This window comes from Roseofilum sp. KMC-1 (assembly GCF_057802075.1).
On sequence record NZ_CM173605.1, the window covers coordinates 1,153,964 to 1,168,283 of the forward strand.

Consider the following 14,320-nt stretch of genomic DNA (forward strand, 5'->3'; position numbering starts at 1 on the left):
CCCCGAAAAGGCTAATATAACCTTGCTGGCTTAAGATACCTGCACACATTATGAGAATCCTTGTAACGGGGGGAGCTGGCTTTGTTGGCTCCCACCTCATTGACCGTTTGATGGAAGCGGGTCATGAAGTCATCTGTTTAGATAACTTCTACACAGGCAACAAAAGAAATATTCTTCAGTGGCTCGATAATCCTTATTTTGAGCTGATCCGACATGATGTTACCGAACCCATCCGGTTAGAGGTCGATCAGATCTATCACTTGGCTTGTCCAGCATCACCCATTCACTACCAATACAATCCCATCAAGACCACCAAAACCAGTGTCTTGGGAACCATTAACATGCTAGGACTAGCCAAACGAGTCAAGGCACGCATATTACTAGCATCTACTTCAGAAATCTATGGCGATCCTGATGTACATCCCCAAACCGAAGAGTATCGGGGAAATGTAAACACCATCGGCATTCGCTCCTGCTATGACGAAGGCAAGCGAATTGCCGAAACCCTCTGTTTTGACTATCATCGGGAACATGGTCTAGCCATTCGCGTAGCTCGGATTTTCAATACCTATGGGCCTCGCATGTTAGAAAATGACGGTCGAGTAGTCAGTAATTTTGTGGTACAAGCCCTTAAGGGAATTCCCCTCACCGTTTATGGTGATGGCTCCCAAACCCGCAGTTTCTGTTATGTATCAGATCTGGTGCAAGGGTTAATGGCATTGATGAATGGCGACCATGAAGGGCCGGTGAATCTGGGCAATCCGGATGAGTATACCATTCTGGAGTTGGCTCAAAAGATTCAACAAAAGATTAATCCAGATGCCGAAATTCAGTATCAGCCCCTTCCCGCAGATGACCCCCGAAAACGAAAACCAGATATTACTCGTGCTAGAGAATGGTTAGGATGGGAACCAAAGATTCCTTTGAATGATGGTTTAGAGAAAACGATCGCCGATTTCCGCGATCGCCTATGTTCCCCTGAATAACCCTTCTAGACCCTGAATAGACCCCATTAAGGTAAGCATCTACCCTCTGTAAAGCTGAAATCAAATCTCTTGAGGTATACCCATGAAAGTTTGTGTAATTGGTACAGGTTACGTTGGTTTGGTTACTGGTGTCTGTCTAGCCGAATGTGGCCACCATGTCATCTGTATTGATAACAATGAAGAAAAGGTCAAATTGATGAAGTCCGGGCAATCCCCCATTTATGAACCAGGATTGTCTGAATTAATGCAAAAATGTTCCCAGTCCGGTAAGCTGGAATTCAGCTCCGATTTAGCGGCGGGAGTTGCCCATGGGGATATCCTCTTTATTGCCGTCGGCACACCAGCTCTACCCACTGGAGATAGCGATACCCGCTATGTAGAAGCCGTCGCTCGTGGCATTGGGGCCCATCTCCGAGAAGGTTACAAAGTAATCGTCAATAAATCTACCGTTCCCATTGGTTCCGGTGACTGGGTACGGATGATTGTCCTCGATGGTATTGCCGAACGCAAGAAAGAAGAAGGTTCGAGCAGCGAGGAGATTAAGGCCGAATTTGATGTGGTGAGTAACCCCGAATTTCTACGGGAAGGTTCAGCCGTTTATGACACCTTTAACCCCGATCGCATCGTCCTCGGCAGCAACAGCGAAAAGGCGATCGCCCTCATGCAAGAACTCTACACCCCCATCGTCGAACGCAAAGTTGGCACAGAACCTTCCTTACCCCCCGTTCCCGTCGTCGTTACCGACCTCAGTTCGGCAGAAATGATTAAATATGCCGCTAACGCCTTCCTCGCCACCAAAATCAGCTTTATTAATGAAGTCGCCAACATTTGCGATAAAGTCGGCGCAGATGTCACCCAAGTTGCCAAAGGTATCGGACTCGACTCTCGCATCGGCAACAAATTCCTACAAGCCGGAATTGGTTGGGGGGGTTCCTGCTTTCCCAAAGATGTCTCTGCCTTAATTCATACCGCCGATGACTACAACTATGAAGCCGAACTCCTCAAAGCAGCCGTCAGTGTCAACAACCGTCAACGGCTCATGGCAGTCGAAAAACTGCAACACGAACTGAAAATCCTCAAAGGCAAAACCATCGGACTACTCGGACTCACATTCAAACCCGATACCGATGATATGCGCGATGCTCCAGCTCTGAACTTAATCGAACAACTCAGCCGCCTAGGAGCAAAACTGAAAGCCTACGATCCCATTATCTCTCAATCGGGAATGCGTCATGGTCTTTCTGATGTCATTGTCGAAACCGATTTAGAGATGCTGGCTGATGGTTGTGATGCCCTGGTATTAGTCACTGATTGGCAACAATTCTTGAAGTTAGATTATGCCAAAATGGCCAAAAGAATGGCCCATCCCGTCATGATTGATGGTCGTAACTTCCTCGATCCTAAACAACTAGAAGCTGCCGGATTCCGCTATGTGGGTATTGGCCGCTAATCTTTCTTGAGTACAATCGATCTGAGAACAAGGGGCTTAAGGGCCCCTTATTTAATTTTTAATCGATTACGCTCCCATTCCCGAATAATGCTTTAATCCTTTGCGCCATAACCAACGATTGGCCGCATAAAAAACAACTCCCCATCCAATCAGCGTACAAAGGGCACGACCCCAGTTAACCGGTAAACCCACCAAAACAGAGGCCGGAAAATTGACCAAGTAGGGAAAAGGTGTCCACCAGAGAATTTCTTGAATAGCGGGGGGAAAGACCTGTAAAGGGGCAATAATTCCCGATAAAAAAACATACAATAAAGACCAAAATTGTTCTAGGGCGCTGGCCCGTTCTGTCCAAAAGGCAAAAATAGCAAAGGTATATTGAATGCTAAAACGGACAAAAAAGACGATTTGAGTAATCAGTAGAAAAAGGACGATCGCCTGCCAACTCGGTATCCAAAAGGCTTGAGGATAGAGAACAAAAAACAAGACGACTAAGCCGATGGTAAAGGGAATTCTAGCGAATCGTTCGGCAATATGACGAGCGAGGTAATGGGAAACCGGATCAATAGGTTGCAATAATCGGGGTGAAAGTTTGCCTTGTACCACTTGTTCTTCAAATTCCCAAATCACCCAAACTAGAGCCAATTGACGGACGAGAAAGACGCTTAAGAAATAGCGGCCAAATTCGATAGAACTTAAACCAAATTGACCGCTATCGGCGGCTTCAATCCAAACTCCCATGAGAATAAAGGGTAAGCTGTTGGAGATGGCCCATAAAAAGAGTTCTGCCCGATATTCAACCATATGGGCATAATAGGTATCAAGAAAGATTTGGGTTTTTTTCAGGAAAAATTTCATGTTGTGATCCCCGTGCGAAAGACTCGGCCAATAATTTCTTCAATGGGAGGGTCGGTAATTTTGAGATCGAGGATTTCTAAGTCAGCGAGAATACGGGCAATGGTGGTCGTTAAGGCTTCCCGTTGGACTAAAAAGCGGACTTGGTGACCGGCGATCGCCTCAATTTCTGCATAGATTTCTAATTCTGTGCTTGAATACTCTTGGGCTAAGTCTACTTGCACCTCTCGATAGGGTGCAAAGCGATCGAGCAGGGTTCGCAGAGAGCCATCATAAACCAATCCTCCTTTATGAATTAAGAGAACGCGATCGCACAATGCCGTAATATCAGCCATATAATGACTCGTTAACAAAATCGTCGCCCCATAGCGCTGATTATATTCCCGCAGAAACTCCCGCACATTCTCCTGAGCATTCACATCCAAGCCTAGGGTTGGCTCATCTAAAAATAGCACTTGCGGCCGGTGCAACAAAGCCGCCAACAATTCCGCCTTCATCCGCTCTCCCAAGGACAACTTACGCACCGGTTGCGTCAATTTCTCCTCTAATGAGAGCATTTCCGTCAATTCCCCTAAACGCTGGCGAAACTCCGACGCGGACAACTCATAGACTGCCGCATTAATTCGCAAAGAATCTAGGGCTGGCAAATCCCACAACAATTGTTGTTTTTGACCCATCACCAGGGTAATATTGCGTAAAAAATCTCGCTCCCGTTTAAAGGGCACATATCCCCCCACCCTCACCTGACCCCCAGAGGGATGCACCAAACCCGTCAACATCTTTAATGTGGTCGTTTTTCCCGCTCCATTCGCACCTAAAAACCCGACCACCTCACCCGCTTCAATCTCAAAAGAAACATTTTTGACGGCTTCCACTTGACGATACTGCCGTTTCCAGAAGTGCCGTAAAGTGCCCTGAAGTCCCGCTTCCTTAATCGCAACGGGATAGGTTTTGCTCAGGTGATACACGCCAATCAGAGGATGACCCATCTCCCTAACCTGCTAGAAGTTAACTTGACTTATGGTAACTTATAGCAATAACCATCAACATCATCTAAAATCGCCCGATCGCTCACCACTGCCCCTCATAGAGTATCTCTCCCCATCTCTCCTTAGCGATCGCTCTGGTAGGATAAGACCTGTAAATCGCTTCTAGTTATTTTCCTAATGTTCGGGCTAATTCCCGATCGCCTTTATTCCCAGTTTCTCCGAAATCGGGGAATGGACGCATTGATCTACAAACTTAAGGAGCAAAACCTATGAAGTTCACTGGGCCAGATATCAATCTTGATGTCCTAATACCAGAGAATATATCTTGGACGAAAGCACAGGATCTATTAGATACATTCTTGCAAAGCGAACCACTTAATCCAGGAATTCCTGGTTTGAATTTAGACACCAGTGCCATTTCTAGATCGATTCCCCAATGGTGGAATTTAGTCTCCACTATTGCGATCGCAGCAGCGATTTTAGTGGGGGGATTTTTGGTAGCTTGGTCAATTTCTTTAGTCACCGAAAGACTGCTCAAACGGACAAAACTGGATAACCAATTAGCCGCTTGGGTTTCTGGAGCCACTGATTCGAGCGCCGCCCCACCGATTGAAAAATGGATCGGTTCAGTCATTTTTTGGCTGATTATGTTAGTGGTGTTTGTGGGAGTTCTAGATTCTCTGGATCTGGAAATGGTTTCCCAACCCTTGAATACCCTACTCAATCAAGTTTTTGGCTTTGTGCCTAAAATTGTGAGCGCAGGGATTCTCTTAGCCGTTGCTTGGGTACTGGCAACAGTAGTGAAACTAGCGGTTCTGCGAGGCTTAAAGGTTCTTAATCTGGATGAACGCTTAGAATCTCAAGTCGTCGATCGAGGAGCCACTTCGCCCGTTTCCGTCAGCAGTACCTTGGCTAATGCCATGTACTGGTTCGTCTTTCTGTTATTTTTACCCTCAATTCTGAGTACCTTAGAGTTACAGGGAACTCTGCAACCCGTACAAGCCCTGCTCAATCAAATTCTGCTGATTTTACCCAATATTTTGGGCGCGATTTTGATTGGTGCAGCCGGTTGGTTAGTAGCAACCATTGTCCGGCGGATTGTCACCAATTTACTCATGGTGAGTGGAGCCGATCGCTTCGGCGATCGCTTTGGATTAGCCGGTGGCGGCGCAACCCATGGACTATCCTGGATTGCAGGCACGATCGCCTATGTATTGATTCTGATTCCCTTTGGAATCGCCGCCCTCAACGCCCTCAAAATCGAGGCCATTTCTACCCCAGCAGTGGGGATGCTGGAAATGATTATGGGTTATGTCCCCCTAGCATTTACGGCAATCATCATCTTGATGGTTGCCTATGTGGGCGGTAAATTTGTCTCCGATTTAGTCACCAATGTCTTAACCGGATTTGGCTTTGATAATCTCTTCTATTGGTTAGGGTTGCAAAAAGAACCCTATGCCACGGCTGCCCCACCGGAAGCAGGAGAATCCGATCTGCCCCTTCCTCCTCCCCCCTCTGACTTTCGTACCCCTTCGGAAATTGTGGGCATGGTGGTCTTAATTACCATTTTGCTCTTTGCCACCGTTACCGCTACCGATGTTTTGGGACTCGAAGCCTTAACCTTAATTGTGGGGGCAATCATTCAAATTGCCAGTCAAGTATTAGCCGGTGTAGTCATATTTGCGATCGGTTTATACTTTGCCAACTTAGCCTTTAAGGTGATTGATAGTTCTGGAAGTCGTCAAGGTCATATGTTGGCTCAAGCTGCCCGCATTGCCATTATCATTTTGGTGGGTGCAATGGCTTTGAGGCAGATGGGAATTGCTCCCGATATTGTCAACTTAGCCTTTGGATTACTATTTGGAGCTATTGCTGTGGCGATCGCCATTGCCTTTGGATTAGGAGGTCGTGATATTGCCGCATCCCAAATCCAAGAATGGTTATCAAGCTTCAAGAACGACTCTAAAAAGTAAATCCCCTCCATTACCCTGATTCCTAGAGTTTGGGTTATGGGCAATCGATAAGGAATAAAAAAAGGGAGAATTTTCTCCCTTTCCTGGTTCACCCTTTAAGCGCTTGCGTAGCATTTGGGTTTGTTTTTTCAATTGTCTTTGGCGAGCTGATCCGCCTTTACCCTTATCATTTCTCCCCTTACGGCGGGGAGATTCCCATCTTTTGAGCCTCATAAATCCTCCGTTTGCGGGTCTGGCGTTTTTACCCTTTCCAGATCCTAGCACAGACCTATCTTTAAAGCCAAATTATCCTCCACTGACCGGAGGAATTAAAACGACTTCATCACCTGATTCTAAAATGTGATCGGGTTCTACAAACTGTAAATTAATCCCAAACCGGGTTAGGGGTTGCCATGGTGCTAAGTGAGGATATTGGGCAATCATGCGATCGAGGATAGCAGCAACAGGAGTATGAGGGGGTAATTCCCAGGAAATTTCAGGAACACCATAGGCTTCTTGATAAATGGCAAACAGCTTAACCGTGACGGAAATAGACGAGGTAGCCATGGGTTCTAAACCACACTTAACGACATCAGGCGATCGCTCATTTCAAAATTGGGGGTAACATTTTGAATATCATCTAACTCGTCCAGAGCATCTAATAATTTAAGTAGCGATCGCGCTATGTCTTCTTCCTTCACCTCTACCGTCATATTCGGTATCCAGCGTAACTCTGAAGTCAGAACCTCCAGTTTCCCCTCTTGTAGGGTTTGCGCCAAGTTTTGCAGATTTCCCACCTCAGTAAACACTTCTACCCTTGCCTCATCATCCGGATCATCCACCCATTCATAGGTTTGCGCTCCCCCTTCCACAGACACTTCTAACAACCGATCCTCATCCACACCCCCCGTCAGTCGCACCACTCCTTTTTGAGCAAACATCCAGCTCACACATCCCGTTTCCCCCAAGTTACCCCCATTTTTATTAAACGCTTCCCGTAGATCCGCCGCCGTGCGGTTACGATTATCGGTGAGCGCTTCGATCAGGATCGCCACCCCTCCGGGCCCATATCCCTCATAGCGGATAAACTCATATTGGTTATTATCAGCTTCCCAAGTTCCTGCTCCTTTGGCGATCGCCCGATCGATATTATCATTGGGAATTCCTGCCGCTTTCGCCTTCTCAATTGCCGTCCGCAGTTGAAAATTTCCCGCCGGATCGGAGCCACTGCGAGCCGCCACAATAATCTCCCGCGACACTTTCGTAAACACCTGGCCTCTTTTGGCATCTACCCGTGCTTTCTGACGCTTAATATTGGCCCACTTACTATGTCCTGCCATAATCCGGTTTAGGGATTGAAGAATTCAACTTTTTTTCAATCTTATATCCTAACAGCTTTAACCTCTCGAATCAACCCGTTTCCAGCTATTAGGGATTTTTCAGCTTTTGCACCACTTCCAGTAACTCCCTGGGTTCTGAGAGCAAGAAATCCGGATGATACTCGGATAAAATCTCTGGCAACTGAAAACCCCATCCCACCGCAATCGCCTTAATGCCAATTCGATGAGCCGCTTGAATATCCCGCACTTCATCCCCCACATAAGCCACCTGTTCTAGAGTCCAACCTCTTTTTTGGATCAGCCTCTTAATCCCTCGACTTTTTCCCCATAGGCTTAACTCTGATTCGATCAACTCAAATTGATGATCTAAACGATGATTTCTTAAAAAACTTTTGACATTCTCTCGCCCATTGGAAGTCACAATTCCCAAGGTATACCCTTGATTTTTTAGCTCTTCTAATACTTCTGCCATACCCTCAACTAAGTTAAGGGTATGAATCGCCTGATTCATTTCCCATCTTAGCCGCAGCATCAGAAAAGGTAATTGATACCAAGCTACCCCCACTTTTTTGAGGATATCTTCAGTAGAATTATTTCTGAGCTGATGGAGTTCTTCTGGAGAACTGGAACTATAGCCAAATTCAGGGGCAAGACCATTGGTAATTTTAACCACCAGATCTAAGGAGTCTGCTAACGTACCATCAAAATCAAAAATTAGATGTGGAGTATTAACTACCACAATGACAACAGGATATAGGGACAAGTCTTGAGGATAACACAAGAAAAGTTAGGATTGAGAACAGGGGCGATCGCTCAGGGTAGAGGTCTGACTTTGAGCCAGGGAAGCTGGAGTAATTTTAAGGGGGGTAATGGATATCCATTTAAAGACGCTCGTCTTATCCGCCTCTTGGGAGATATAAATGGGGTACAGACGAGTAAATTCCTCTGGAGTCAACTCTAGGGAAAACTTATGTAGGGTATAGACAGTGGGCAGATTATAGCCCTTAGAAATCTTTTGGCATAATTCAGTCCCTAGGAATAAAAAGCGATCGCTCCCCAGCGCTAAATCCAATTCTTCCTGAATTCCCCGCATTGCCGCTTGTATAGCTCTCTCCCCAGGTTTGAGCTTTTCCGAGACTCCCGACAGATTGCGTTTGCGAGTCTCACCCTTATCAAGGATCTGATAGGCTTCACAGATTTGTAGCTCTGCTGGCAGATACGCCACCCGTACACAAGCCACTTGAATATAGCGGATACCCTCTTCGATCACCGATTCTCCTGATTGAATCTCTTGTTGTAGTTGTGCGATAGTTCGTTGCATGATTTTACCTCTAGCAATGTTTAAAAGCCCTAGGATAGATAAGTTTTATCCCAGGGTCTCACTTCTTCTATTGTACTTCCCTCTTTTGCATACCTAAAATAGATAAAACAGGAGTATTTAAGCAAAGGTTGTCGAAGATATCAATAAGAATTAAGATTTGTTTTATAAATCCTCCCTAACCCTAGAAATCTTGTATTTTCAGGGAGACTACCTATGTTAAACTACGAATTTAGGACTGTTGTAGGGTGACTAGGGGCATAGAAAATGGAAACGGCTGCCATGAATCAGAGTTTAGTTTCTCCAGAGTGCGATCGCTATCCTCAGTTTCCAGAACCTCTACAATTAGGGGTAATGGCATCAGGGAGCGGCAGTAATTTTGAGAGCCTATTAGAGGCGATCGCCGCCGGGAAACTCCATGCTCGGATTAATGTCCTCATCTACAATAACCCAGGGGCAAAAGTCGCTGCTCGCGCCCAACGCTGGGGGATTCCTGCTATCTTACTCAATCACCGAGACTACAAAAAACGGCGGCCAGAATTCGATGCTGCCATTGTCGAAACCTTAAAAGAACACGGCGTACAATGGGTGATTATGGCGGGATGGATGCGTATCGTCACTGAAATCATTCTCAGTGCTTTCCCCAATCGCGTCATTAACATTCATCCCAGTTTATTACCCAGTTTTCGTGGAATTCGCGGAGTAGAAGAGGCCTTAGAAGCAGGAGTAAAAATCACTGGATGTACCGTACATTTAGCCAATTTAGAAGTGGATACGGGGCCAATTTTGGTGCAAGCTGCCGTTCCCGTACTACCCGATGATACCCCCGAAAGCCTACATGCCAGAATTCAAGTCCAAGAACATCGCATCTTACCCCAGGCGATCGCCCTAGCTGCCCAAAAATATCATTGATCGGCCCTAGGAGTAGGAATGTTTAAGATTTATACCAACTATCAGTATAATAAGAAAAACTCCTGATAGATTTTAAAATGGCTAGTCCCTAAAAAAACCAATAGCTGCGTAAAAATGACAATGGATGAGCGAGAGAATCAACAGGCATTTACATTAAGTGGCGATCGCCAACGGGAATCCGATCGATTACACACCTTAGAACAGCTAGGCCTGCTCGACAACAGCAGCGTACCCATCTTTGAAGAAGCCACCCAAACCGTTGCCCACTATCTCCAAGTTCCCATCTCCATTCTAGGCATTGTCGATCACCAAGTGGAATGGCTCAAAGCCGCCTTTGGCCTCTCCCGTCTGGGACTCATGAACGACTTAGCCAGCCAACGCTCCATTCCCCTACCCCACTCCCTCAGTCGTCAAATCGTCGAAACCCGCAAAAAATGGCTGATTACCGATTTAGCCAACGATCCCGAACTAAGCCAAAGCCTACTTTATCAAGAATATGGCATTCGCTCCTATTTAGGCATTCCCCTGATCATCTCTCAAGGCGACTGCATCGGAGCCTTAGCCGTCCTCGATCTCGAACCCCATACCTTCACCCCCCAAGAAATTTCCTATCTAGAAATGACCGCTCGCTGGAGTTTGAGCGAATTTGAACGGGCTTATCTCCAGAAAATTCCCTCCAACCAAACTGGATTACTCGGAATTCGCCCAACCCCTCAAAGATCTGTTGCCTCAGAAACTGCCCCGCAGGATTCCCCACCCGCTCCAGCAGTACGCAGCAAAAACAAACTCCTCAATCAACTTAGTCAAGAACTACGCACCCCCCTCACCTCCGTCCTAGGGATGGCCAAAATGCTCAATAGGGAAACCTACGGCCCCCTCACTCCAAAACAAAAAGAATACATGACCATTATTTGTAATAGCGGTCAAACCCTACTCTCCTTAATCAATCAAATTTTAGAATTAGCCGTTCTCGATGACCTCACTCCCCCTCTAAAAATCAAGCCCGTTGATGTAGAAATGCTCTGTCAGCAAGCCACCAGTCATTTAGAAACCTTAGCTGAGGCTCAAAATCAACAAATCCGTTTATCTATTGAACCCGGAACCCGCATCTGGAATGTTGATAAAGTTTTAGTCCAACAAATTCTTTACCATTTGCTCGCCAGTGTCATCGAAGGTGCAGCCGCAGAAAGCACCATTCGTCTTCATGCTTCCCATAAGCAAGATCAACTCCATTTTTCCGTTTGGATTTCCCATCCTTGGCTTGGAGAAGGCATTCCGAACCCAGAGGAGGTGAAACGCTGGTTTCAAAAACAACAATCTAGTGGCTCAAGCCCAAACCCAGAACTACGCGATCGCCATTCTGTTTTTTCTCAAGCACCAGCCTATGATTATGGCTCATCCGATCGCCTAAATCAACCTTCCTCCAGTTCAGAAACCTCAGAAGAGCAAGGAGAAACTTCTACCAGTTTCAAAACTAAAATGCAGTTTCTGCGTTTAGAGTTAAGTTGTAGTTTAGCTCAACTCCATGGAGGAACCTTAGAGCTGCAAGGCAAAACTGCTGCTAATTATCGGTATATTGTCAGATTAAATGAATATATATAGTTAACTTGAATAAAGTTGATAAAGTTGATACACCCCTACAACGGACTTCATACTTCCTGAATGGTAATCACTCGGCGGATTTCATCGGTCTTAAACCCTAGAGCCATGGGTCTGCGGACATTGGGCAAAACCGCCACATCATACATCTCTTCAATGTAGCCATCAATACGCAGCCAGTGAACAATATCACCGGTACGCAAGTCAATCACCTGCAAACCACAGCGAGCTTCAGCATCTTTTGCTTTCAGGGTTTCATCTAGGGGCAAACCCATAAAAGTCTTATTGTGCCTAGGTTTCGAGAGTCCGACGATCGCGAAATCTCCCGCAAAAGCCAGACCCCGCAAGTATCCGGGACAGAACGTCACGGGTTCAAACTGACCCGTTTGCCGATCGGCATATCCAAAATAACCCGTACCTGAATTCAACAACCATAGTTTATCTCGATACCATCGGGGGGAATGGGGCATGGATAAATCGCGGAGGATAACCTCATTAGTCGTGGTGTCCATAATACAGCCCCCTTGAACCCTCCGGTCTCTCCAACCATCAGCAATATCCGTTTGACTCACCATACTCACATAGCGCGGTTGACCATCCACCATCGCCAAACCATTCAGGTGACAACGGTCTTCAGCAGCAAGTTTGGAGATAAACGGCGGTTTCCAGAGGGGAACAAAACTATGGGTTTCGCTCACCGTTGCCAAACACCCGAATAAGGTATTGACAAAGATAATCTGACCATTGCTGCCCATCGCAATGTCGTGAATATCCAAATCCCCCGTGATATAACCGATTTGCGGGACATAGAGGCGATCGCACCCTTCATGGAGTTGTCCCGGCTCTAGGGCATTTTCAAAGCGCCACAATTGATACAGCGAACTCAGATACAAGCTCGACGAAGTAGCACATAAACCCATCGCCCGATTAAACGTGCGCTCGAAAATCCACAGCCTTTGATCCGCCCCAGTACCAATCAGAAACAGCTTTCCCGTCTGATACGTCGTAAACGCCAAACTAATATTCTGCTCTGCCAGCCAATGGGGTAACTGGCGCGAACCCATGATTTCTGTCTGTGTAGAATTAACGTCAGTCATAATATCAATTAAAAATTAAAAATGGATTGGTAGGGGCGGGTTCACCCATAACCAGAATACCCACCAACCCCTTCTGTAAACCCGCCCAACACGACATCGAACCCCACCGAATTTTCCCCCAACATCATATCGATATCAAATTCTTTATTAGTCTACAGTTGGCTTCAGCACCGGGTTAGACAGACGCTTGATGGGCAGCTTGACAAATTGGCGTTTGCTGGCTGCTTGCTTATTTCGCAAATCATCGGCGATCGCCTTTACGTCATAATTAAAGGATCTTCCGTACTCTTCTCGATACTTGTGAATCTCTTCCACAATCGGATCGCTATACATAGTTATATTTCCATCCGCTCAATACTTATGCCATGAATTCATAGGGAGTGCAAATCAATGGTAGCTTATATCCAAGGTTGCGGCTAATTTCAGATAACTTTCTCTGAATTTGGGCATTGGCCATGTGCTTACAATTCCAAGTTAATACATAATCCAATCCGTAAACTGTAGCTACAGCCATGTGTAAAGCATCATTGGCTGCTTTTGTTGGTAAATTACTCTGGCATAAAAACGCCTCAGCTAAATCGGTCGCCTCTTCTGTCAAGTCCAGGAAAGTCAATGCCTGTAATAGTATCAGTCGTTTCGCAGCTATTGTCGCATCTCCCATTGCTGATTCATCCTCAACCAGTTCAGAGGCATAAAGTAGCAGCGAGTCATGATATTTATCCCACCAGTCTTGTGTGATCTTCATGTTTGCGGCAACAATGAGATTGTCTGTTGGGCGGGCAGTGAGATAACCAAGAATACTCGTTTCAATATAAACAGAATTAGAATTAGTCATACCATCCTATTGTTCAATCATCGATCGATCCGGTAGGGGCGGGTTAACCCATAACCAGAATACCCACCAACCCCTTCTGTAAACCCGCCCAACACGACATAGGTGGCTTCGCGATCGCAGTCAGTAAACACCCAGCGCATCATGATAACGCCAGCAGGGATAAAGTCTTATCTTCCTCAAATAATGCGATCGCACTAAACTCCCGACGCAGCAAATTTTCAACTTGTAATGTGGAACAGTTCCCAAGGCGAATCCAAATCACTTTCGGTGGATTTCCAAATACTAAACTCAGATCGTGCATGTCATCAACCGACGCTCGCGGTCAGCAGCATAAGCAATGCAGGCTTTTAAATCTTCTCGCGTCAGATCGGGAAAATCATCGAGAATGTCTGCTTCGCTCATCTCGGAAGCCAGATACTCAAGCACTTCATAGACTGTAATCCGCAGGCCGCGGACGCAAGGCTTACCCCCCCGCTTTTCAGGTTCAATTGTAATAATGTCTCGGTAGTTCATAAACTGGTATGCTGTGTTTCTAACTATCTATATTTTACAATGAAGGTGTTAGTTGGGTATTGATACAGGGAACTTACAGCGCGAAGCGCTGTAGTGGGGGAGTGGGGGAGTGGGGGAATGGGGGGAACAAATACAGCGTTTTGCGGGGTAATGAGGTACAGCAAAAAAAGATCCCCCCTTGCCCCCCTTAAAAAGGGGGGAATAGGAAAGTCCCCCTTTTTAAGGGGGATTCAGGGGGATCTAGATGTACCGCATAGCAGCGAAAATTGCTGTAACAGATTGGGTAGCGCTTTGAGCCATTTTAGCTATCGTTAAAAACAGTCATTAATGTACCTCATAGCAGAGGAAACTGCTGTAAATACAAGGGGCGGGTTTACAGAAGGGGCTGGTGGGTATTCTGGTTATGGGTTAACCCGCCCCTACCGGATAATCAACTAAAAATTAAACATGGATTCGTAGGGGCGGGTTCTCCGAGAT

The 14,320-nt window shown here is 46.2% G+C and carries 17 protein-coding genes and 1 pseudogene; 5 read left to right on the plus strand and 13 right to left on the minus strand.

Annotated elements, in window-relative coordinates; translation table 11 throughout:
• Positions 1-50 precede the first annotated feature (50 nt).
• Complete coding sequence (locus AC3FZD_RS05465) at positions 51-986, plus strand: UDP-glucuronic acid decarboxylase family protein (RefSeq protein ID WP_488739159.1); 936 nt, start codon at positions 51-53, stop codon at positions 984-986.
• 82 nt (positions 987-1,068) lie between these two features.
• On the plus strand, positions 1,069-2,436 hold the full coding sequence (locus AC3FZD_RS05470) for a UDP-glucose dehydrogenase family protein (RefSeq protein WP_488739160.1): 1,368 nt from the start codon (positions 1,069-1,071) through the stop codon (positions 2,434-2,436).
• Positions 2,437-2,502: 66 nt separating this feature from the next.
• Here the strand turns inward: AC3FZD_RS05470 and AC3FZD_RS05475 are convergent, their stop codons facing one another.
• Both AC3FZD_RS05475 and AC3FZD_RS05480 read right to left on the minus strand, forming a co-directional pair.
• Complete coding sequence (locus AC3FZD_RS05475; RefSeq protein ID WP_488739161.1) at positions 2,503-3,291, minus strand: ABC transporter permease; 789 nt, start codon at positions 3,289-3,291, stop codon at positions 2,503-2,505.
• Positions 3,288-4,277 carry an ABC transporter ATP-binding protein gene (locus tag AC3FZD_RS05480; RefSeq protein ID WP_488739162.1) on the minus strand — a complete coding sequence of 330 codons (990 nt, stop codon included), beginning with the start codon at positions 4,275-4,277 and terminating at the stop codon, positions 3,288-3,290. The genes AC3FZD_RS05475 and AC3FZD_RS05480 overlap by 4 nt, the downstream gene beginning before the upstream one ends.
• Before the next feature lie 269 nt (positions 4,278-4,546).
• On the opposite strand from AC3FZD_RS05480, the gene AC3FZD_RS05485 reads away from it, so the two are divergent.
• Positions 4,547-6,250: a mechanosensitive ion channel gene (locus AC3FZD_RS05485; RefSeq protein ID WP_488739163.1), complete on the plus strand. Its 1,704-nt coding sequence runs from the start codon at positions 4,547-4,549 to the stop codon at positions 6,248-6,250.
• Here AC3FZD_RS05485 and AC3FZD_RS05490 read toward each other — a convergent pair.
• From AC3FZD_RS05490 to AC3FZD_RS05510, 5 genes are all read right to left on the minus strand, one after another.
• Entirely contained in the window at positions 6,221-6,463 is a 243-nt protein-coding gene (locus tag AC3FZD_RS05490; RefSeq protein WP_488739164.1) for a hypothetical protein, read from the minus strand. The genes AC3FZD_RS05485 and AC3FZD_RS05490 overlap by 30 nt on opposite strands.
• 72 nt (positions 6,464-6,535) lie before the next feature.
• A complete protein-coding gene (locus AC3FZD_RS05495; protein WP_488739165.1) occupies positions 6,536-6,796 on the minus strand; it encodes a MoaD/ThiS family protein in 261 nt (86 codons plus the stop codon).
• A gap of 5 nt (positions 6,797-6,801) precedes the next feature.
• Positions 6,802-7,569 carry a YebC/PmpR family DNA-binding transcriptional regulator gene (locus tag AC3FZD_RS05500; protein ID WP_488739166.1) on the minus strand — a complete coding sequence of 256 codons (768 nt, stop codon included), beginning with the start codon at positions 7,567-7,569 and terminating at the stop codon, positions 6,802-6,804.
• An 88-nt stretch (positions 7,570-7,657) separates the two neighbouring features.
• A complete protein-coding gene (locus tag AC3FZD_RS05505; RefSeq protein ID WP_488739167.1) occupies positions 7,658-8,308 on the minus strand; it encodes an HAD-IA family hydrolase in 651 nt (216 codons plus the stop codon).
• 48 nt (positions 8,309-8,356) lie between these two features.
• On the minus strand, positions 8,357-8,890 hold the full coding sequence (locus AC3FZD_RS05510) for a hypothetical protein (protein WP_488739168.1): 534 nt from the start codon (positions 8,888-8,890) through the stop codon (positions 8,357-8,359).
• Positions 8,891-9,169: 279 nt separating this feature from the next.
• Between AC3FZD_RS05510 and purN the strand changes: the two genes are divergently transcribed.
• Together purN and AC3FZD_RS05520 are read left to right on the plus strand one after the other, a co-directional pair.
• Positions 9,170-9,799, plus strand: a complete 630-nt coding sequence (purN, locus tag AC3FZD_RS05515) for a phosphoribosylglycinamide formyltransferase (protein WP_488739169.1) — start codon at positions 9,170-9,172, stop codon at positions 9,797-9,799.
• Positions 9,800-9,919: 120 nt separating this feature from the next.
• Complete coding sequence (locus AC3FZD_RS05520) at positions 9,920-11,401, plus strand: GAF domain-containing sensor histidine kinase (protein WP_488739170.1); 1,482 nt, start codon at positions 9,920-9,922, stop codon at positions 11,399-11,401.
• Positions 11,402-11,448: 47 nt separating this feature from the next.
• Here AC3FZD_RS05520 and AC3FZD_RS05525 read toward each other — a convergent pair whose 3' ends face one another.
• The 6 genes and pseudogenes from AC3FZD_RS05525 to AC3FZD_RS05550 all read right to left on the minus strand — a co-directional run bounded on the left by AC3FZD_RS05525 (position 11,449) and on the right by AC3FZD_RS05550 (position 13,843).
• The gene (locus AC3FZD_RS05525) at positions 11,449-12,495 is read right to left on the minus strand and encodes a TIGR03032 family protein (protein ID WP_488739171.1); all 1,047 of its coding nucleotides are present in this window, start codon (positions 12,493-12,495) and stop codon (positions 11,449-11,451) included.
• A 147-nt stretch (positions 12,496-12,642) separates the two neighbouring features.
• Positions 12,643-12,828, minus strand: a complete 186-nt coding sequence (locus tag AC3FZD_RS05530; RefSeq protein ID WP_488739172.1) for a hypothetical protein — start codon at positions 12,826-12,828, stop codon at positions 12,643-12,645.
• Between the two features lie 25 nt (positions 12,829-12,853).
• Positions 12,854-13,330, minus strand: a complete 477-nt coding sequence (locus tag AC3FZD_RS05535) for a type II toxin-antitoxin system VapC family toxin (RefSeq protein WP_488739173.1) — start codon at positions 13,328-13,330, stop codon at positions 12,854-12,856.
• Between the two features lie 17 nt (positions 13,331-13,347).
• A complete protein-coding gene (locus AC3FZD_RS05540) occupies positions 13,348-13,473 on the minus strand; it encodes a hypothetical protein (RefSeq protein ID WP_488739174.1) in 126 nt (41 codons plus the stop codon).
• Positions 13,470-13,634, minus strand: a pseudogene (locus AC3FZD_RS05545) (DUF5615 family PIN-like protein); the annotation flags it as partial. The pseudogene AC3FZD_RS05545 and the gene AC3FZD_RS05540, both read right to left, overlap by 4 nt.
• The gene (locus tag AC3FZD_RS05550) at positions 13,619-13,843 is read right to left on the minus strand and encodes a DUF433 domain-containing protein (protein ID WP_488739175.1); all 225 of its coding nucleotides are present in this window, start codon (positions 13,841-13,843) and stop codon (positions 13,619-13,621) included. The pseudogene AC3FZD_RS05545 and the gene AC3FZD_RS05550, both read right to left, overlap by 16 nt.
• Between the last annotated feature and the right edge of the window lie 477 nt (positions 13,844-14,320).

What these genes read in the sequence shown, in the direction of transcription:
- AC3FZD_RS05465 (WP_488739159.1), top strand. Translation starts at nt 51, where the DNA reads ATGAGAATCCTTGTAACGGGGGGAGCTGGCTTTGTTGGCTCCCACCTC.
- AC3FZD_RS05470 (WP_488739160.1), top strand. Translation starts at nt 1,069, where the DNA reads ATGAAAGTTTGTGTAATTGGTACAGGTTACGTTGGTTTGGTTACTGGT.
- AC3FZD_RS05475 (WP_488739161.1), bottom strand. Translation starts at nt 3,291, where the DNA reads ATGAAATTTTTCCTGAAAAAAACCCAAATCTTTCTTGATACCTATTAT.
- AC3FZD_RS05480 (WP_488739162.1), bottom strand. Translation starts at nt 4,277, where the DNA reads ATGGGTCATCCTCTGATTGGCGTGTATCACCTGAGCAAAACCTATCCC.
- AC3FZD_RS05485 (WP_488739163.1), top strand. Translation starts at nt 4,547, where the DNA reads ATGAAGTTCACTGGGCCAGATATCAATCTTGATGTCCTAATACCAGAG.
- AC3FZD_RS05490 (WP_488739164.1), bottom strand. Translation starts at nt 6,463, where the DNA reads ATGAGGCTCAAAAGATGGGAATCTCCCCGCCGTAAGGGGAGAAATGAT.
- AC3FZD_RS05495 (WP_488739165.1), bottom strand. Translation starts at nt 6,796, where the DNA reads ATGGCTACCTCGTCTATTTCCGTCACGGTTAAGCTGTTTGCCATTTAT.
- AC3FZD_RS05500 (WP_488739166.1), bottom strand. Translation starts at nt 7,569, where the DNA reads ATGGCAGGACATAGTAAGTGGGCCAATATTAAGCGTCAGAAAGCACGG.
- AC3FZD_RS05510 (WP_488739168.1), bottom strand. Translation starts at nt 8,890, where the DNA reads ATGCAACGAACTATCGCACAACTACAACAAGAGATTCAATCAGGAGAA.
- purN (WP_488739169.1), top strand. Translation starts at nt 9,170, where the DNA reads ATGAATCAGAGTTTAGTTTCTCCAGAGTGCGATCGCTATCCTCAGTTT.
- AC3FZD_RS05520 (WP_488739170.1), top strand. Translation starts at nt 9,920, where the DNA reads ATGGATGAGCGAGAGAATCAACAGGCATTTACATTAAGTGGCGATCGC.
- AC3FZD_RS05525 (WP_488739171.1), bottom strand. Translation starts at nt 12,495, where the DNA reads ATGACTGACGTTAATTCTACACAGACAGAAATCATGGGTTCGCGCCAG.
- AC3FZD_RS05530 (WP_488739172.1), bottom strand. Translation starts at nt 12,828, where the DNA reads ATGTATAGCGATCCGATTGTGGAAGAGATTCACAAGTATCGAGAAGAG.
- AC3FZD_RS05535 (WP_488739173.1), bottom strand. Translation starts at nt 13,330, where the DNA reads ATGACTAATTCTAATTCTGTTTATATTGAAACGAGTATTCTTGGTTAT.
- AC3FZD_RS05540 (WP_488739174.1), bottom strand. Translation starts at nt 13,473, where the DNA reads ATGATGCGCTGGGTGTTTACTGACTGCGATCGCGAAGCCACCTATGTC.
- AC3FZD_RS05550 (WP_488739175.1), bottom strand. Translation starts at nt 13,843, where the DNA reads ATGAACTACCGAGACATTATTACAATTGAACCTGAAAAGCGGGGGGGT.